Source organism: Microbulbifer rhizosphaerae, assembly GCF_014191725.1.
Taxonomy (GTDB): domain Bacteria; phylum Pseudomonadota; class Gammaproteobacteria; order Pseudomonadales; family Cellvibrionaceae; genus Microbulbifer; species Microbulbifer rhizosphaerae.
Genome location: NZ_JACHWZ010000004.1, coordinates 210,712 through 228,055, shown reverse-complemented (window position 1 = coordinate 228,055; position 17,344 = coordinate 210,712). Strand labels below are relative to the sequence as shown.

At 62.0% G+C, this 17,344-nt stretch carries 15 protein-coding genes; 3 read left to right on the top strand and 12 right to left on the bottom strand.

Translation table 11 applies throughout. The features are described 5' to 3' along the window. Positions 1-59: 59 nt before the first annotated feature. Positions 60-3,638, bottom strand: coding sequence for an indolepyruvate ferredoxin oxidoreductase family protein (locus FHS09_RS05830; protein ID WP_183457686.1), 3,579 nt, complete (start codon positions 3,636-3,638; stop codon positions 60-62). Between the two features lie 244 nt (positions 3,639-3,882). On the opposite strand from FHS09_RS05830, the gene FHS09_RS05825 reads away from it, so the two are divergent. After that, positions 3,883-4,353, top strand: coding sequence for an Lrp/AsnC family transcriptional regulator (locus tag FHS09_RS05825; protein ID WP_020413378.1), 471 nt, complete (start codon positions 3,883-3,885; stop codon positions 4,351-4,353). Positions 4,354-4,514: 161 nt separating this feature from the next. Here the strand turns inward: FHS09_RS05825 and FHS09_RS05820 are convergent, their stop codons facing one another. After that, positions 4,515-5,024 carry a shikimate kinase gene (locus FHS09_RS05820; protein WP_183457684.1) on the bottom strand — a complete coding sequence of 170 codons (510 nt, stop codon included), beginning with the start codon at positions 5,022-5,024 and terminating at the stop codon, positions 4,515-4,517. 48 nt (positions 5,025-5,072) lie between these two features. Next, positions 5,073-5,795, bottom strand: a complete 723-nt coding sequence (locus tag FHS09_RS05815; RefSeq protein ID WP_183457682.1) for an acyltransferase — start codon at positions 5,793-5,795, stop codon at positions 5,073-5,075. A gap of 72 nt (positions 5,796-5,867) precedes the next feature. Here FHS09_RS05815 and FHS09_RS05810 point away from each other — a divergent pair, with 72 nt between their 5' ends. Further along, positions 5,868-6,485: a class I SAM-dependent methyltransferase gene (locus tag FHS09_RS05810; protein WP_183457680.1), complete on the top strand. Its 618-nt coding sequence runs from the start codon at positions 5,868-5,870 to the stop codon at positions 6,483-6,485. Here the strand turns inward: FHS09_RS05810 and FHS09_RS05805 are convergent. From FHS09_RS05805 to FHS09_RS05780, 6 genes are all read right to left on the bottom strand, one after another. Continuing rightward, complete coding sequence (locus FHS09_RS05805) at positions 6,414-7,526, bottom strand: prenyltransferase (RefSeq protein WP_183457678.1); 1,113 nt, start codon at positions 7,524-7,526, stop codon at positions 6,414-6,416. The two genes, FHS09_RS05810 and FHS09_RS05805, sit on opposite strands and share 72 nt — an antisense overlap. Continuing rightward, positions 7,523-8,290: a class I SAM-dependent methyltransferase gene (locus FHS09_RS05800; protein ID WP_183457676.1), complete on the bottom strand. Its 768-nt coding sequence runs from the start codon at positions 8,288-8,290 to the stop codon at positions 7,523-7,525. The genes FHS09_RS05805 and FHS09_RS05800 overlap by 4 nt, the downstream gene beginning before the upstream one ends. Beyond that, entirely contained in the window at positions 8,290-9,672 is a 1,383-nt protein-coding gene (locus FHS09_RS05795; protein WP_183457674.1) for a glycosyltransferase family 4 protein, read from the bottom strand. Before FHS09_RS05795 ends, FHS09_RS05800 begins: the two co-directional genes overlap by 1 nt. A gap of 189 nt (positions 9,673-9,861) precedes the next feature. Further along, positions 9,862-10,692, bottom strand: a complete 831-nt coding sequence (locus FHS09_RS05790) for an OmpW/AlkL family protein (RefSeq protein ID WP_183457672.1) — start codon at positions 10,690-10,692, stop codon at positions 9,862-9,864. Positions 10,693-10,997: 305 nt separating this feature from the next. Further along, positions 10,998-12,383, bottom strand: coding sequence for a glutamine synthetase family protein (locus tag FHS09_RS05785; protein ID WP_183457670.1), 1,386 nt, complete (start codon positions 12,381-12,383; stop codon positions 10,998-11,000). A 283-nt stretch (positions 12,384-12,666) separates the two neighbouring features. Beyond that, positions 12,667-14,016, bottom strand: a complete 1,350-nt coding sequence (locus FHS09_RS05780; RefSeq protein ID WP_183457668.1) for an aspartate aminotransferase family protein — start codon at positions 14,014-14,016, stop codon at positions 12,667-12,669. Positions 14,017-14,324: 308 nt separating this feature from the next. Between FHS09_RS05780 and FHS09_RS05775 the strand changes: the two genes are divergently transcribed. Continuing rightward, on the top strand, positions 14,325-15,044 hold the full coding sequence (locus tag FHS09_RS05775; protein ID WP_183457666.1) for a helix-turn-helix domain-containing protein: 720 nt from the start codon (positions 14,325-14,327) through the stop codon (positions 15,042-15,044). 176 nt (positions 15,045-15,220) lie between these two features. Here FHS09_RS05775 and FHS09_RS05770 read toward each other — a convergent pair whose 3' ends face one another. The 3 genes from FHS09_RS05770 to FHS09_RS05760 are packed head-to-tail and all read right to left on the bottom strand — an operon-like array spanning position 15,221 to position 17,311. After that, positions 15,221-15,529: a DUF6122 family protein gene (locus FHS09_RS05770; RefSeq protein ID WP_183457664.1), complete on the bottom strand. Its 309-nt coding sequence runs from the start codon at positions 15,527-15,529 to the stop codon at positions 15,221-15,223. A 4-nt stretch (positions 15,530-15,533) separates the two neighbouring features. After that, positions 15,534-16,205, bottom strand: a complete 672-nt coding sequence (locus tag FHS09_RS05765; RefSeq protein WP_183457663.1) for a GntR family transcriptional regulator — start codon at positions 16,203-16,205, stop codon at positions 15,534-15,536. Next, a complete protein-coding gene (locus FHS09_RS05760; protein WP_183457661.1) occupies positions 16,202-17,311 on the bottom strand; it encodes a hypothetical protein in 1,110 nt (369 codons plus the stop codon). Before FHS09_RS05760 ends, FHS09_RS05765 begins: the two co-directional genes overlap by 4 nt. Positions 17,312-17,344 lie beyond the last annotated feature (33 nt).

Here is a 17,344-nt window from a genome sequence, read left to right as displayed (position 1 = left end):
CCCTTACTCCCTGCCTTCAGGTGCGCCGCGGTGTCGCGTGCTTTTCAGCCCCTGACCGGTCAACCCACCTGCTGCGCATGGGAGGGATCGAAGACCTCCACCGCCGGCGCCGCTACGCCGGCCTTGGGATCGCGGAAACGGACCAGCGCCACGTCGCGGAGTTCGCGGGCCTTCAACACACTGGCTTCCTTGACCAGGCCGTAGCCGCGAATGCCGTCCGGGTAACCGAGCAACTCGATGGCCGAGGCGTGGTTACCGGCGTTCAGCTTGCCGAGCACCTCGTCCACCAGTTGCTCGTACTCTCGAATCAGTGCGCGCTCCATCTTGCGCTCGGCGGTGTAGCCGAAGATATCCAGCGCGGTGCCGCGCAGGATTTTCAACTTGGCCAGCAGAGTGAAGGCCTTGTACATCCAGCCTCCGAATTTCAATTTGCGCGGCCGGCCCAGGGCTTTGTCGAAGGGAGACAGCAGCGGCGGGGCCATATTGAATTCCAGCTCGAAATCGCCGGCCCCCAAATCACCAACAAAGTTTTCCTCCAGCGCCCTGACGAAGCGGCCGTCGGTGTAGAGCCGGGCCACTTCGTACTCGTCCTTGTAGGCCAGCAGCTTGGCATAGTAGCGGGCCACCACTTCCGCCAGGGCTTCGCTGCCGGGCACCTTGAGAATCTCCGCATCCTTGACCCTGTCCACCAGCGCCTTGTATCGCTGCGCCAGCTGCGCATTCTGGTAGCCGGTGAGGAGTTCGACGCGGTGGGCCACAATTTCCTCGAGAGTGCGCGGAAGCTGTGCTTCCTTATCCTGCACCAGCAGCGCATCCAGGGCCTCACGGTTGGCGGCGGCAAGTCGACCGGCTGCGAAGCCCTGCAGGTTGGCCTCCACAGCCACGCCGTTCAGTTCGATGGCCTGTTGCAGAGATTCCAGGCCCAGCGGCAACAGGCCCTTCTGCCAGGCGAAGCCCAGCATAAAAATATTGGCCGCCAGCGTGTCGCCCAGCGCGGCACTGGTGAGCTTGTGCCCCTCCACCGCGTCCAGTTGCAGCACCGCCTGGCCCAGGCTGTCCAGAACTGCCTGGGGCGAATGGCTGTCCTCGCGGCCCAGTACTGAGGCGGCGGTTGGGCTCAGATGTGTGTTGACCACCGCCCGACTGTGACCCTCATCCAGCTTGGCCAGACAAGCGGCCAGGTTGCCGGCGGCAATCAGGTCGCAGGCCACCAGGCCGTCGGCGCGGCCGTCGGAAATACGTACCGCCTGGAGGGCTTCCGGCTGTGCGGCGAAGCGCACATGGGAATAGACCGCCCCACCTTTTTGCGCGAGGCCGGTCTGGTCCAGGGTACTGCAGGCCTTGCCTTCGATATGCGCGGCCATCGCCAACAGCGCGCCGATAGTGACCACACCGGTACCGCCGACGCCGGTAACCAGGAGGTTGTAGGGTTCCGCCAACTGCGGAAGTTGCGGGTCGGGCAGCCTGGCCGCCTCGGTGCGCAGCACGTCGCCCACACCGGCGCGCTTGTTCAGCCTGCCGCCCTTGATGGTGACGAATGACGGACAGAAGCCGTTGACACAGGACATATCCTGGTTACAGGCGGTCTGGTTGACGCGGCGTTTGTCGCCCAGTGCGGTCTGGACTTTTTCCACCGCGATACAGCTGGATTGCTGTACGCAGTCGCCACAGCCCTCGCACACCAGTTCGTTGATAAACGGGCGCCCTTCCGCTTTCGGTAACAGGCCGCGCTTGCGCTTGCGGCGCAGTTCGGTGGCGCAGGTCTGGTCGTAGATGATAACGGTGCAGCCTTCGGTCTCGCGCAGCTCCCTCATCACCACAGGCAACTGGTCGCGGTGGCGAATTTCCACCTGGGCGGGGAATTTCAGTGCGCCCTTGTACTTGTCCGGGTTGTCCATCACCAGTACCACTTTGCGCACACCTTCCGCCAATACCTGGCGGCAGATCATGTCCGGACGCAGTTCACCGTCGTGGGGCTGGCCGCCGGTCATGGCCACGGCGTCGTTGAACAGGATCTTGTAGGTGATGTTCACCTGCGCCGCCACGGAGGCGCGGATGGCGAGGAGGCCCGAATGGAAATAGGTGCCGTCGCCGAGGTTGACGAACACATGTTTTTCGCTGGTGAACGGCGCCTGGCCGACCCAATTGACGCCCTCGGCGCCCATCTGCGTGAAGGTGTAGGTCTCCCGGTCCAGCCACTGGGCCATGTAGTGACAGCCGATGCCGGCCAGGGCGCGGCTGCCCTCGGGTACCTTGGTGGAGCGGTTGTGCGGGCAGCCGGCGCAGAACATGGGCAGGCGAGACACGCTGGAACCGGCCTGCTGCGAGATGCGCTCGGCCAGTGCATCGAGGCGCATCAGCCGGTGCCTGGCACGCTCGCTCAGTTGTGCGCCGGTATGAGTCCCGCCAGACAGCAGCTTGCCCAGCACCTGCGCCACCACCGCCGGCGACAGTTCGCCATACATGGGCAGCAGCGGGCGGTCGTGCTCGTCCACCTTGCCGATAATGCGCGGGAAATGCGGGTCCTGCAGGTGGACGTTATACAGCTCCTCTTTCAGCTGTACCTCCATCAGGCTGCGCTTTTCCTCCAGCACCAGCAGGTAGTCCAGGTCGCGGGCGAACTCCTGGATGCCGGGCACGTCCAGCGGGTAGGTCATGCCCACCTTGAGGATACGGATTCCCAGCTCCCGCGCCTGCTGCTCGTCGATGCCCATATCCTCCAGGGCCTGCATCAGGTCCAGGTGCGCCTTGCCGGTGCTGACGATACCCAGGGTGGCGTCGGGGTTTTCCAGCACCACCCGGTTCAGCTTGTTGGCCCGTGCAAAGGCCAGGGCGGCCGGGCGCTTGTAGCGCCAAAGGCGCTCTTCCTGCTCCAGCGGATTGTCCTGCTTGCGGATGTTCAGGCCGCCCTCGGGACGCTCGATTTCCGGATAGGTGAATTGCACCCGCTCGGGGTCCACGTCCACAGTGGCGGAACTGTCCATGTTCTCTGCAAGGGTGATCATCGCCACCCAGCAGCCGCTGAAGCGGGACAGCTCCAGGCCGTAGTGGCCGTAATCCAGCACTTCCTGCACCGTGGCCGGGTTGAGCACCGGGATATGCATATCCACGAAGGCGAATTCGGACTGGCCGGGATAGGAGGAGGACTTACAGCCGTGGTCGTCACCGGCAATGATCAGCGCCCCGCCCCTGGGGGAGGAACCGGCGGCGTTGGCATGGCGGAAAGCGTCACCGGAGCGGTCCACTCCCGGCGTCTTGCCGTACCAGATACCGCAGACGCCATCTACCTCGGCGCCGTCGAACAGGCCCACCTGCTGCGAGCCCCACACGGCGGTCGCGGCGAGCTCCTCGTTGACACCGGGAACAAAGCGAATATTGTGCTGTAGAAGGAGTTGCTGTGCGCGGCTCAGTTGCTGGTCGTATCCGCCGAGGGGGGAGCCGCGGTAGCCGGAAATGAAAGTGGCGGTATTGAGACCCCGGACCCGATCCATGCGCATCTGGTCGATGGGCAGACGCACCAGGGCCTGAATCCCGGACAGCAGTACCCGCCCCTTGAGGGTGGTGTACCGGTCATCCAGGGAAATCTGCCTGACCTGGGTGCCCGCCTCGCGTTGGGGGCTCTCAACATACTCACTCATACGCCTCTTCCGGTTATCTGCCTAGCTCGAAACTGATTTCGGACTACCAGTCATTATTTTATTCCGGGCCTCTTGCCCTCCCGTTCTTGCGGGCAACCGCAAGAAACACGGCCTTACCTGCGACGGGCTGGTCGGGTCATACTAGTGCGTTAAGCGCAACAGAACATTGCTTTATTTACGCATTCATGCATAAAATTATGACAGAAATCTCGACCAAATAACTATATATAGGATGGGAGTTTATATGAAGCGTTCGACAGACCTGGATGATTTCGATCGCAAAATTCTGCGGGCGCTGCAGGAGAATGCCGATTATTCCATGGCGGAACTGGGAGACAAAGTGGGCCTCTCCCACACTCCCTGTTGGCGCCGGATCAAACGCCTCGAGGCAGAGGGTATCATTCGCGGCCGCGTCACCCTACTGGACCCTCGTAAACTCGACCTAGGGGTCACAGTATACTGCTATGTGACCATCCACAACCACGACGAGGAGTCCCTCAACAATTTCGAATCCGCCGTGCAGGATGTGCAGGAGGTGGTGGAGTGCTACTCCACCAGCGGAGACAAGGACTACGTATTGCGCGTAGTGGTGGACAGCGTGGAGCACTACGAGCAGTTGCTCAAACGTTCGCTGGTGCACCTGCCCAATGTGGCCTCGGTGAATTCCACTTTTGCGCTCAAGCAGGTGAAGTACACTACCCAGCTGCCGCTTTAAGCCGGGAGCGCGGAGCTCCAGCTCCGCTTGGCGGCCGCCAGGCCGCCCCGCCCGAGCAGGGCGAGAGATCATCGGGACGCGCGGTCAACGAAAATTCAATGGGGCGGGCCTCCGGCCCGCAAGCGGAGCTGGAGCTCCGCGATCCCGGGCGGTGCTTCCACTTACAGGGAATCCAGAGCTTCGAGTACCCTGCCCAGCACCTGCTGCAGATCCCTGCCGTCGCAGTCCACGGTGATATCCGCGTATTTCCGATACAGCGCCTCGCGCTCGGCAAACAATTCCTCGAAACTCTGCCCCGGCGCCTTGGCGATGCCCCGGCTCTCATAGTTGTGGATACGGCGGCGCAATTCCTCCGCGGAGCAGTGGAGAAAGATAACCGGGCCCAAGCGGCGCAGGTTGACCATACCCTCCGCGCTGTACACCACACTGCCGCCGGTGGCGATCACGTGGCTGGGCAGTTCCGCACTGGAAATCACCTCCCCCTCGATGCGGCGCAGGTTCAGATAATCGCTCCCGTCTATGATTTCCTGCAGGGTCTTGCCCTCCCGGGACTGGATCAGCAGGTCGGTATCGACAAAATCCATCGCCAGCTCTTTGGCCAGCAACACCCCCAAAGTACTTTTGCCGGCGCCCGGCATACCGATCAGAACAACGCTTTTGTATTTTTTCATTTGATTCGCTATCAACTATTGACCCGCAGGGTTGAAACACCTGCTTCTTCAATCCCCCCGTCGCGGAAACAGCAGCGAACGCAGCCAGCCCCACAGGGAGTTGCCCTCCAGTAGCATTTTATCCAGTTCGTCCAGGTTGTGCGCCTGGCGAAAGGCATCGGCGAACAGAGCCTCGCGGGTGATCATACGACGCCCGGGCTCGATCCGCTTGATCTCCCTGGCGGGGTTGCCGGCCACCACGGTGTTGGCCGGCACATCCCGGGTCACCACACTGCCGGCTCCGACGACGGAGTTGTCGCCGATGCTGACCCCCTTGCACACAATCGCGCTGTCCCCCACCCAGACATTGTCGCCGAGGCGCACCGGGGCGGTACAACGAAAGGGGCGCGTACGATTATAGAGGCCGTGCCAGTCGGAGTCGGAGATATACACATTGGCCGCGATCATGCAGGCGTTACCGATAGTAATGGATTCCGCCGCGGAGATACGCACCCCCGGGGAAATCAGCACAAAGTCGCCGATGGTGATCCATGCTTCGCCGCCCCGGTGACCGAACGTGGTGAGGCGGATGCAGTTGTCCGGAGTGGAAATCAGGTGCGGATAATCTCCCAGACGGATATTACCACCGAATACCTGCACCGAGGCCGGGTGCATGACTTCCGGCTCCCGGCCGACGGCGTCGAATTGCGGCAGCAGAAAGCGGCGGGTGCGCCAGCGGCGGAAACACAGCTGGCTTTTTTTCAGCCAGCGGGGTCGGTGATCTTTACGCATCGGCTTCGCATTGCTTTTCCGCCGGTGGCGGTTTACTGTTCGGGCACTTGAAAAAGCGCCAGTGGTATTTTCATGTCCCTCGAGCTACCCATCGATATTCACACCGTCAAAGGTTTTCTCGCCGCCAGCGAGGGGGAAGCGCTGCACCACCTGGCCGTGGAGGCCTGCGGCCTGGGTGCCTGCCTGGAGGTGGGCAGCTACTGCGGAAAATCCACGGTATACCTGGCTTCCGCCTGCAAACTGGTGGACGGTGTGCTCTATGCGGTGGACCATCACCGCGGCTCCGAGGAACACCAGCCGGGCGAGGAGTACCACGACCCGGAACTCTTCGACGAAGACATCCAATTAATGGACAGCTTCCGAACCTTTCGCACCAATATTCGCGCGGCGCAGCTGGAGGACTGGGTGGTTCCAGTAGTCGCCCCATCTTCAGTGGTCGCAAGACGATGGAACACGCCCCTCGGTCTGGTATTTATCGACGGCGGCCATTCGCGGGAGGCGGCGATGACCGACTACCGCTGCTGGGCGCGCCATATCGTCCCGGGCGGCTACCTGGCGATTCACGATATCTTTCCAGACCCCGCCGACGGCGGCCAGGCGCCCTACGAGATCTACAATCTAGCGCTGGCTTCCGCCCAGTTCGAGTTGGTGGAGACCGTCGACACCCTCGGTATCCTGCGTCGGGTCTGACAACAACTTCACCGAAGTAAACAACCCGCTGGCGGGCGTCAGGCCGGCGAGTGCATCGGCCGCCAGCAGCATAGCCCCTACCGTCCAGGTGGTTTTCTCCTCCGGCCAGATGGCGCTGTCCCGGTAAACATAGCCGGTCCAGTAGCCGCCGTCGCCATCTCTCCAGCGGTGCAGACCGCGGTAAAGTTTTGCCGCGCGGCCGGCTTCGCCCGCCGCCAGCAGTGCCATGGTCAATTCGCAGGATTCCGCCACGGTTACCCAGGGTTCGTCGTTGACGCAGCGGCAACCCAATCCCGCCACCACAAATTCATCCCATTTGCCCTGCAAACGCGTCCGCGCCGCGGCTCCGGAAAACACACCGGCGAGCACCGGATAAAACCAGTCCATGGAGAAGCGCGCCTTGCTCTCCCAGGTGCGGTCGAAACGCTGCGGCTTCGTCCTCAACGCCTCCCCGAGCTTTTCCCTCCCCCCCTCCCAGCGCGGCCGGCCGCAGCCGAGACTGCGGGCGATATTGATACCGCACTCCAGACTCTTGTAGATGGAGGAACAGCCGGTAATCAACGCATCCTCTTCGGGTCGTCCATCGGTATCCACCGCCCAGTGGATATCGCCGTGTTCCGTCTGCAGGTCCAGTACAAATTCCAGCGCCCGCTCCACGGTGGGCCAGTAGGCACGCAGAAAATTTTTGTCGCCGGTAACCAGGTAGTGGTGCCAGACGCCAGTGGCGATATAGGCGACGAAATTGCTTTCGCGCCGCTCGCGATTGTGTATCCCGCCATCCTTGTAGGCCGCCCACCAGCTGCCGTCCGTCAGTTGCCTCTCCGCCAGCCAGGCATAGGCCTTTTCCGCCGCGGCGTACTCGCCGGCCACGCTCAGTCCCATGGCCGCCTCCACGTGGTCCCACGGGTCAGCGTGGCCGCCACGGAACCAGGGGATACAGCCGTCCGCCTGCTGCTGCGAGAGAATATAGCCGGCACTGCGGTGTAAAAAATCCGCCGGAAAAAGTTCAGCGGGCTTCGCGGGCACGGCGAACTCGGTCATGCGGCGGACTCCACGGCCAATGCCGGAGCTTCCTGTTCCGGCAATGACCTGATCGGCTGCGGCGATTTGACAAAATACAGGACGATACTTTTTCCCAGCAGCGGATCGAGTAGTTTTTCCAGCAGCCGCGTAAGCCGAGGTTTCTGCATCAGATCCCAGACCAGCAGGCGGTGATAGACGGCCAGCAGTCGGGATTCCGGCCTGTGCCACAGGAGACACTTGAGCCACCAATAGGGAGTGTGCAACGCGTGGGCCTTGTGGCGGGCAAAGCAGAGGTGCCCCAGCTTTTCGATGCTGCGGCGCAGCTCCCGCTCGCGAAAGATACGGATATGCCCACCCTCCACCTGATGATATTCATCGCTCAAACGCCAGCAGACCCATTCGGGAAAATACGTCGGCACACTCGCCGCGAACAGTCCCCCGGGTTTCAACACCCGGTCGATTTCCGCCAGTACCCCGGTGTAGTCCTCGATATGCTCCAGCACTTCGGAGCAGATCACCACATCGAAGCTGTTGTCTGCAAATGGCAGCTGGAGGCCGTTGGCCACGCCGAGCAGCAGGCTTCCGGGTACCTGGGTGCCCACCACAAATGGCTGTACGCGCTCGCGTGCAGTCTGCACGTCGGCGAATTTCAGGTCGACGCCCACCACCTTCACCGGTTCGGAAACCAGCAGGTGAATCGCGTGACGCCCCTCGCCGCAGCCGAGGTCGAGCACTCTCTGTCCCGGCCGCAGGTTGAGTCTCTTCGGATCGACAGTGATCATCAGGCGGCCTCCGCACCGCGGCCGCCATTTTCCCGCGCCTTGCGCAGGGGCAACTCCGCGGACGGGTGCCGGCCCGGCACTTCGCGTCCGAGAATTTCCAGGTAGTAGTGCACCAGATGTTCAGCGGCCAGGCGCCAGGAAAAGTGCTGCTCGATGCGCTCCCTGCCCTTCTGTCCCAGGGTTTCGCGCAGGGAGGCGTCGGCGAGCAGGCGGTCCAGGGCTCTTGCCAATGCATCGCTGTCACCAGCAGGCACCACCATGCCCGCGTCGCCCACCACTTCCGGCAGCGCGCCACCGTCGCTCGAAATCACCGGCGTCCCGCAGGCCATGGCTTCCCCGGCCGGCAGCCCAAAACCTTCGTAGAGCGAAGGGCACACCACCACCGAGGCACTCGCGTAGTAGTCCACCATCTGCTGGTTGGAAATACCGGAAACAAACCGCACGACAGTTTGCAGCTGCAATTCGTTCAACAGTTGCTCCGTGGCGCCGCCCTCCTGCAGCCTTCCCACCACCAGCAGTTCCAGTTCGGGATATTTTTTCCGCAATGCCGCCAGCGCGTGCAGCAGAAAGCGCAGCCCCTTCAGGGGCTGGTCGGCGGAGGCGGTGGTCATGATGCGCTGTGGCGCGCGCGAGATATCGGACTGGGGACGAAAAATATCCGTATCGATACCATTGTAGATCAACCGGATCTGGTCCGGCGCCACTCCGAACTGCTCGACGATATCCCGCTGCGACTGTTCGGAGACCGTCACGATATGCCGCAGGCGGCGGGAAACCCGGATCTGCATCCGCAGGAAGTTGTGCCAACGGCGCACCAGCAGGCGGTAGCACCAGTCGGGCGCCGCATCCAGGGCCAGTTGGCGGTCGCGGGTAATCGGGTGGTGGATGGTGGCCACCACCGGCAGGCCATCCCGCTCGATCTGCAACAACCCGTAACACAGGGACTGGTTGTCATGCACTATGTCGTAGTGGCGGCCATGCCTGCGCAGGTACCTGGCCGCGCGCCGGCCAAAGGTGTAGGGCTCGGCGAAACCGCCGCTGAGTTTACTCCACCACTCGAAAAAGTCCGTCCACGAGAGCAGATGGCGAAGGCGCAGGGCGCGCGTGGGATTTTTCTCTTCGAACAGGTTGAGGCCCGGCATTTTGATCAGCCGCACCCGTGGGTCCAGTTCCGGGTAGGGTTGGCCGGAGATCACATCCACTGCGTGGCCGGCATCCACCAACGCTTTGCTCAGGTAATACAGGTAAACGCCCTGCCCGCCACAGTGGGGATGGCTGCGGTAGCCCAGCAGGCAGATTTTGAGCGGCCGTGGCGGCACAGCTCCAGTGGACTGTCTCGACAGTGCACCAGGACCGTCTGCAAAATTCTCCAAGGCGGTCATAACATTCCCGGATTGTTATTCGAAATGACTGCGGCCGTGCCGACGGGCGAAGAATACACGCTCGTTAAAATGACTGCCAGGGAGAATTGGTTCGCGATGTGAGGGCGGGCACCGGTGCCCGGTATCGATCATCAAACCCGCAGTCACCGATCTCTGCGGGCCTGCAACCCGCTACCACACCCCCGGGAGTCAGAAGCTGAATTTATAGCCCACGCCCAGGTTCAACATCCAGGGGCTGTAATCGAAATCATCGCTTATATGAACCGGCGCTATCGTCGAGGCGGGGAAAGGTGCGGGCAGTCCGGTGACCGGCAGACCGTAGCCCAGCTCCAGGCCCGGCTCGGAATCCGCGTAGATGGCGGAGGCGTTGACGATCCAGTTGCTGTCGTACCCCAGTACGAAATCCACGCCCACTTGGGCAGCCCCGCCGAAATCACTGCCCAGGTTCAGGACACCGTTGGCAAAGGTGGCTCCGCTGCCAAACACCGTGCGCACCTGCTTGAAATCGGGGTCGCGGTCGATGTCAGTGTAGTTCACCCCGAGGCCCACATAGGGCTGGATCAGGCAGCTGGGATTGAGAGGATACCAGTTGATAAACAGGCTGGTGACATAGGTGTCGAAATCACCCAACCCCACTCTCGCCACCCCAACGACGGAACCACCGGCGATGGCAAAAGTATCCAGGTCCGCTTCGTGGCTGGCATCGTTGACGTGATGCAGCTCCAGGCCCCAGTGATCCCGGAACAGCCAGACACCGCTGATGAACCAGGTGGTATCGTCGTCCAGGTCCACGTCGACTGTCCCAAGTACATTCACGGTCGCCGGATCGTCCTCAACGTCCTCCTCGACCACAAAGGGGATTCTGCGGGAGATAATCTGGTCGTCGTCCGGCTCCACAAAGGAGGCACCACCGCGGATGATAATGTCGCCTCCTTTGTAGTCTGCAAGTGTCGCCTGGGCGGCGAGGCCGGCACAGGCCGCAGCGGCCACACAGACGAGAAGGAACTTCAATCTCATCATGAGGTAACCCCTTTTAATTCTGAATAGTTCCTTCGTCGCGGTTGCGGTTCTCTCCATTATAGGCAGGGTTTTTCAGCCTGAAGGGCACAGCGGTCCACGGCTGGTGCGTTATGAGGAGGGAAATTCCGCAGGAAGAATCCGAAAAAAATGCCCGCCAAAAGGCGGGCCAGGTTTCTCGAACACACTTTCAGGAGGAGAGTCATAAGCGCACGGTGCGCTTAGCTTTAGGTATAGCAGAGCTTCACTGGCAACCTCGGCGGTTGTCGCCCCAGCCTTTTTTCCCGCGTGAAAAATGACGTCTTCCTTCAGACACGGTGCAGGTAGCTCTGGTATTCCACATCGGTGATGCGGGCGCCGATTTCAGCTATCTCCTGGCGCTTCAGCAATACGAAGATCTCCACGAACCGGGGGTCCAGATACTCCTGCCACAGCTCGCTGTGCTCGAAGCGCTGGAGCGCGGCACCCCAGGTATTGATCAATTGTTCGCTCTCCACCTGATAGGCATCGCCCTCCACCGGCGCAGGTGCTTGCAGTGTATTTTCCAGGCCGTAACAGGCCCCGGTGAGAATCGCGGCCAGCACCAGGTAGGGATTTACGTCGGCACCGGCAATGCGGTGCTCGATACGTCGCGCGTCCGGGCTACTGGCGGGCACCCGCAATGTGGTGGTGCGGTTGTCGTAGCCCCAGCACAGATTCAGCGGCGCGTGGGAGCTTTCCTGGAACCGGCGGTAGGAATTGGCATGGGGCGCGAACAGGGCCATGGAATCGTTAGCGGTGGCCAGCATGCCGGCAATGGCTTGGCGCAGCAGTTCGGAACCGGCGTCGCTGCCATCGTCGAAAACATTTTTGCCGTTTTCGTCGAGCAGGCTCAGGTGCACGTGCATGCCGTTGCCCGCCTGGTCCCCAAACGGTTTGGCCATGGTACTCACGCGGTAGCCGTGGCTGCGCGCCACACCCTTGAGCAGGCGCTTGAACAGCAGTGTCTGGTCGGCGACTTTAACCGGATCGGCACTGTGCAGCAGGTTGATCTCGAACTGCCCGGGCGCGCACTCGGAGAGAATCGAGTCCGCGGGAATGCCCTGCGACCCGCAGGCGGCTCGCACGTCGGCGAAGAAATGCCGTTGGGCATCCAGTTCGGAGAGGTCGTAGACATCCGTGGAGGGCACCAGCTCGGTGTCGTTGTCGCTCACCGGGCGCGGCCGCGCCAGGTGATCCGCTTCCTCGCGCAGTAGGTAAAATTCCAGCTCGGTGGCCGCCACCGCGGTATAGCCCAACTCCTTGAGCCGCGCCACCACCCGCTGCAATTGTGCGCGGGGGTCGGCATAGAGCGGGGAACCGTCCGCCTCGCGCAGCTGCATGTGCAGCTGCGCCGTCTCCTCCCGGTGCCAGGGCGCCAGGGAAATGGGCGATACCGGCATACAGACGCCATCGGCGTCGCCGCTGGCAAAGACCAGCGGACTGTTTTCGATATCCCGCCCCCACACATCCAGGCTGACCGCGCTGCGCGGCATCTGCAGGCCGCCCTTCAACAGCTTGCGCGCCGCGTCCGCCGGCAGCCATTTGCCGCGGGGAATGCCGTTGATATCGAAAATAAAGCCCTCGATCCACTTGAGGTCGGGGTGCTCGCGCAGGAATGTTTCGGATTCCTGCAGTATTTCCGAAGGCGGCGCGAATTTTTTTTCCTTGGACATACATTGCCTTTGGTTTTCGGGAGGCCTGGGTGGGTGTAAGCCAGGTCCGTGGCGGCCCTGCTGCCTGGGACCGTCGCTCAACAGCCTCATCGGCAAATGTTTCACGGACGGTCCCCGGCAGCAGGGCCTTCGCTTCAGGCCTCGGTATCCTTTTCAGAGTCCCGGGGCCCGGTTGAGTTGATTTGGGGTCCCGTAGTAAATCGCCGTGAATATTGGATGTCACGATCGCGGCCATGGGCCGCTCCTACCCGGGCTGAGCTGGAGTTCCGCGGACCCGGGAATATTACGCCAACGCCTTAGCGGTGTCGTCCAGCGCCCGGTGCGCCTTGTCCACCAGTTCGTCCACCTGCCCGGTGGTGAGAATCAGCGGCGGCGCGATGATCATGGTATCGCCGGTGGCGCGCATCACCAGGCCATTCCTGATGCTCTGGTCGCGGCAGACACCGCCGGCGGTGCACTTGTCATCAAAGCGTGCGCGGCTGGCCTTGTCCTTCACCAGTTCCAGGGCGCCTACCAGGCCCAGGCTGCGCGCCTCGCCCACGATCGGGTGGTCCGCCAGTTCCGCCCAGCGCTTGGCCAGGTAGGGGGCTGTGACGTCGCGCACATTGTCGATGATTTTCTCGTTGCGCAGGATATTGATCGTCGTCAGGCCGGCCATGCAGGCCGCCGGGTGCGCGGAATAAGTGTAGCCGTGGGTGAACTCGCCGCCCTTGGCCTTGATCACCTCCGCCACCCGATCGCCGACCATGGTGCCACCCAAAGGGAAGTAGCCATTGGTCACCGCCTTGGCGAAAGTCATCAGGTCCGGCTGCATGCCGTAATAGTCGGCGCCGAACCACTCACCGGTGCGGCCGAAGCCGAAGATCACCTCGTCCATCACCAACAGGATATCGTACTGGTCCAGTATCTTTTTCACTTCCGGCCAGTAGGTTTCCGGCGGGATGACCACGCCACCGGCGCCCTGGATCGGCTCGGCGATAAACGCCGCCACATTCTCCGGGCCCAGTTCCTGGATTTTCTCGTCCAGGCAGCGGGCGGCGTGGATGCCGAACTCCTCCGGGGACATGTCGCCGCCCTCACCGAACCAGTAGGGCTGCTGGATATGCTCGATATAGTCCAGCGGCTGGAATTGCTTGCGCATGCCGCTCATGCCACCGAGGCTGGCGCCGCCGATGGTGGAGCCGTGGTAGGCATTCTTGCGGGAGATGATGATGCGCTTCTCCGGCTGCTCTTTCAGGTCCCAGTAGCGGCGGATAATCCGCAGGTTGGTGTCGTTGGCCTCACTGCCGGAGCCGGTGAAAAACACGTTGTTCATATGCGGCGGGCTCACCTCCGCGAGGGCGTCTGCCAGCTCGATGGAGGGGATAGTGGTGCACTGGAAGAAGCTGTTGTAGAAGGGCAGCGTGTTCAGCTGTTCATAGATGGCATCGCTGATCTCCCGGCGGCTGTAGCCCAGGTTGCAACACCAGAGGCCGGACATGCCGTCGAGCATCCGGTGGCCGTCGATATCGGTGATATAAGCCCCTTCGGCGCCGGTGATCACCCGGGTACCCTGCCTGCCCAGGTCGCTGAAATCGGTGAAGGGGTGCAGCAGGTGCTCGCGGTCGTGCTGTTGCAGTTGACTCTTGTTCATCATCTCGCTCCCGACTGTGCCGGCCGGGACGATAGCGATCCCGGCCCTCGAATTTGTGATCACATTTTAGTGTGGCCGAGCGGAATACGCAAATAGGAGATTCCCGCCATGCCGCCTGCCGACCTGGCCCTGTTCCGGCCAAGGACGCCGGTCGCAACCAGGTGATGATGACCGTGGAACCGGAAAAAGGATTGCATCACCCGGCCAAAATCTGGAAATTCCTTTATATGGCCTGATATTCATCTCGCTTTCCCGGCATGAATACAAAAGAATTCGTTTGATTTTCAAACAGATAAAAGGATATACCCATGACGTTTGGCGAATTTATCAAAACCCGGCGGGAGGCGAAAAACTGGACTCAGCCTGAGGCCTCTGCCCAGATCGGCATCGAACAGTCCTATCTGTCCAAGCTGGAAAATAACAAGGCCATCCCCTCGCCCGAAAGCTTCGACAAGCTGATGCAGGCCTACGAATTCGATATGGCCGCTATCGGCCGGCAAGTGACGGATGCCGAGCTGCAGAAATTGAAGGACATAGCCCAGGTACGTGACTTTATCGTCAGCCACAAAAAACGCAGTGAACGGGCCCGGCGCTCGTGGCTACTTGTGGGGCTGCTGGCCCTGATGGTGGGCTCGGCGTTAACGGCGTACGGCATTGTTATCAAAGACGCCAGGGTCAGCACCTATCTGTATGAATCCAAAGGCTTGACAAAGGAAGGAGAACCCCCGTATCTGTTTGCCGAGATGCCTGACTATCGGACGTTTACCGAGTTCATGAAAGCCAAGATGCTCAGGGAGGAACTCAAGCAGAACCCCTTGTTTCCCAGGCTGGATTTCAAGCAAGTTTATTCACCCCGGTACCTGGGCGAGTATTATGACGTCGGGGAGGAGGGACAACTGCGACGCTTTGCCCTGGTGAGGCGCGATCACACTGCTGCGGCCCCCGTTGCCTTCTATATGAGCATCAGCCTGGGCGCGATGCTGCTGGCCGGCGCCATGGGCGCCTTCTTTGTCAGCCGCCGGTGGTAGCTCCCTGGGCTGATAAATAAGAACCTACGGATGGTCGTTACTCTGAAGCAAAGGCTTGCCACTCTGAACCAAAAGGTAGCCCCCCTGAAACAGACCGCTGAGGCTTTTTCCCGGGTGGCTACAGGCGGCAGCGCCACCACTTAACCAGCTTATGGTCAGGAAAACAGGGGCCAGGATCAGAGGCCGCAGTCCACCGCATCCAGCAGCATATGGGTGATCAGACCGATACCCAGCAGGCGCACCGGCTGCCAGGGCAGGAACACCATGGCGCCGTAGAGTGAGATGGGCAGCATCCTGTGCATCGGGTGGAAGTTGATACTGCAGCGGTCGGGGGCGTATATGGGGTCTGCCAACAGATGATCCAGGTCCACCAGGTTGGCGGCCAGCATTATCAGCGCCGCCCTCTTCCAGATGGGCCGGAAGAAAAACCAGGCAATGGCCACCGGCACGAGGATGTGCAGCGCGAGATGGATGTAGTTAAACACCGGCCTACAGCAACTCTTCCGCGGAAATGGAGCCTAGCCCCTCTTCGATATCCTGGCGAATCGCCGTGCGCACCCGCTGCACGTCGCCGGCGGCGATGGCGTCCAGCAGGTCCCGGTGGCGGTCCGGCAGCTCCTGTACGCCGAAGCGCTGGAACACCAGGTGCTGTAGCGGCGCCGTCTGCAGCCACAGGCTCTCGATCAGCGACAGGATGATATGTGGCCGCCCCAGGCGGTAGAGAGTGAAGTGGAATTCCAGGTTGGCGGTGACATACTCCTGGATATCTCCCTCCTCCAGTGCCGCGGTGACCCGCTCGTCCAGCCGGCGCAATTGCTCCAGCGCCTCCGGCTCCACGAACGGCAGCGCCTGCTCCGCCGCCTGGCACTCAAGCGCCACCCGCGCCGAGCATATCTCGGCGAGCTTTTCCGGGGTCATGGTGGGAACGGTCACCCGCCGGGTGTCGGACAGCTCCAGGGCACGCTCAGAAGTGAGCCGGCGCAGCGCCTCGCGCACCGGCATCGGGCTGCAGTCCAGCTCCGCGGCCAGGCCGCGAATGGTGACCGGATGGCCGGGCAGGAATTTGCCCCGCAGGATGGCGTCGCGCACCTGGTAGTAGACCCGCTCCTGGGTGGTGCGGTACTCCTCCTGGGGGGCACTGAATTCCTGCTGTTCGCTCATGCAGCCGTTATCCTGGTCAATTTATGCGGTATATCGTCGACACCGACTTCGACCATCTGGTCCGCTATGGCGCCGGTTTGCCACAGCTCGTAAAAGTCTTCCGCCACCTGTTTGCTCGCTTCCACCACCGAGGTCCAATAGCCTACCCGCTCCGCCGCGCTGAGCTTGTAGAAATCGTCGCGGTCGGGGATCCTGCCATAGGGCAGCTCGGCGGCGACAAACGCCGGCGACGGCGCCACCAGCAGGGTATTCTGCATGACCCCGCCCCGCACCCAGCGCCAGGCAAAGCGCTTGTCGAACCAGCCGGGAACCATATAGGGAAAGAAGTGCGGATACAACGCCAGCCCCTGCGGGTGCTCGAAACGCAGGTCGAAATGGTAATCGGTAATACCGCCGTCGCGGTAATTGCCCAGCGGCGCGCCCAGCGGATTCTGCACCCCGGTCATCACCAGGGGAATGGAACCGCTGGCAAGCACCGCGGCACACACATTCTCCGCCGACAGCGGCGTGTCGATGGTGCGCAAATGCTGGAAGCGCACCCCGGCGCTCTCCCCCGAGTGGAACACCACCCGGTCCCAGAAGGCACTCAAGGCGCGCCGCGACACCGCGTTGGCCAGCGCCGAGGCCAGCAGCGCCGGCGCCAGCAGCGCCCGCCGTTCGCTCGCCAGAGGGCCGCGGCCGCGAACGGCAACGAAATGGCTTTGCCAGACAGAGTTCTCCGCCACCTGGCGGGCGCCCTCTCCGCCCAGCACTTCGCGCAGTATCCGCTCCCCGGTGGCGGTGATCTCTGCCGGCGCGGGCTTGGCCGAGGCATAAGTCTGGTGGATGTAGCCGTACTCCAGCCGCTCCAGGGCGCCCACGGAGTCGTCCATCGCGTAACACATATTGCGGAAACTACCGATGGAGGAGCCCAGACTGACGATGGGATCACTCCGGTCCCGGAAGAATTCGCCCATCAGCACCCGGTCCAACTGGCTGATGACCAGCCACTTGGGCCCGCCGGAGGCGCCCACCAAAGTGGAGAACTGCTCCTGGCGGAGCCCCTCCTCGCGAATACGTTTCGCCGCGGTGGCGCCGGCCAGCAACACGCAGGATGATTTTTTCACTTCTGACCTCTAAACAAGCCTCTTCGGGCGAAC

Excerpts from the sequence above, each read along its gene's own strand:
- FHS09_RS05820 (WP_183457684.1), bottom strand. The coding sequence starts at position 5,024 with ATGAAAAAATACAAAAGCGTTGTTCTGATCGGTATGCCGGGCGCCGGC.
- FHS09_RS05800 (WP_183457676.1), bottom strand. The coding sequence starts at position 8,290 with ATGATCACTGTCGATCCGAAGAGACTCAACCTGCGGCCGGGACAGAGA.
- FHS09_RS05780 (WP_183457668.1), bottom strand. The coding sequence starts at position 14,016 with ATGAACAAGAGTCAACTGCAACAGCACGACCGCGAGCACCTGCTGCAC.
- FHS09_RS05830 (WP_183457686.1), bottom strand. The coding sequence starts at position 3,638 with ATGAGTGAGTATGTTGAGAGCCCCCAACGCGAGGCGGGCACCCAGGTC.
- FHS09_RS05810 (WP_183457680.1), top strand. The coding sequence starts at position 5,868 with ATGTCCCTCGAGCTACCCATCGATATTCACACCGTCAAAGGTTTTCTC.
- FHS09_RS05805 (WP_183457678.1), bottom strand. The coding sequence starts at position 7,526 with ATGACCGAGTTCGCCGTGCCCGCGAAGCCCGCTGAACTTTTTCCGGCG.
- FHS09_RS05775 (WP_183457666.1), top strand. The coding sequence starts at position 14,325 with ATGACGTTTGGCGAATTTATCAAAACCCGGCGGGAGGCGAAAAACTGG.
- FHS09_RS05785 (WP_183457670.1), bottom strand. The coding sequence starts at position 12,383 with ATGTCCAAGGAAAAAAAATTCGCGCCGCCTTCGGAAATACTGCAGGAA.
- FHS09_RS05815 (WP_183457682.1), bottom strand. The coding sequence starts at position 5,795 with ATGCGTAAAGATCACCGACCCCGCTGGCTGAAAAAAAGCCAGCTGTGT.
- FHS09_RS05795 (WP_183457674.1), bottom strand. The coding sequence starts at position 9,672 with ATGACCGCCTTGGAGAATTTTGCAGACGGTCCTGGTGCACTGTCGAGA.
- FHS09_RS05790 (WP_183457672.1), bottom strand. The coding sequence starts at position 10,692 with ATGATGAGATTGAAGTTCCTTCTCGTCTGTGTGGCCGCTGCGGCCTGT.
- FHS09_RS05765 (WP_183457663.1), bottom strand. The coding sequence starts at position 16,205 with ATGAGCGAACAGCAGGAATTCAGTGCCCCCCAGGAGGAGTACCGCACC.
- FHS09_RS05825 (WP_020413378.1), top strand. The coding sequence starts at position 3,883 with ATGAAGCGTTCGACAGACCTGGATGATTTCGATCGCAAAATTCTGCGG.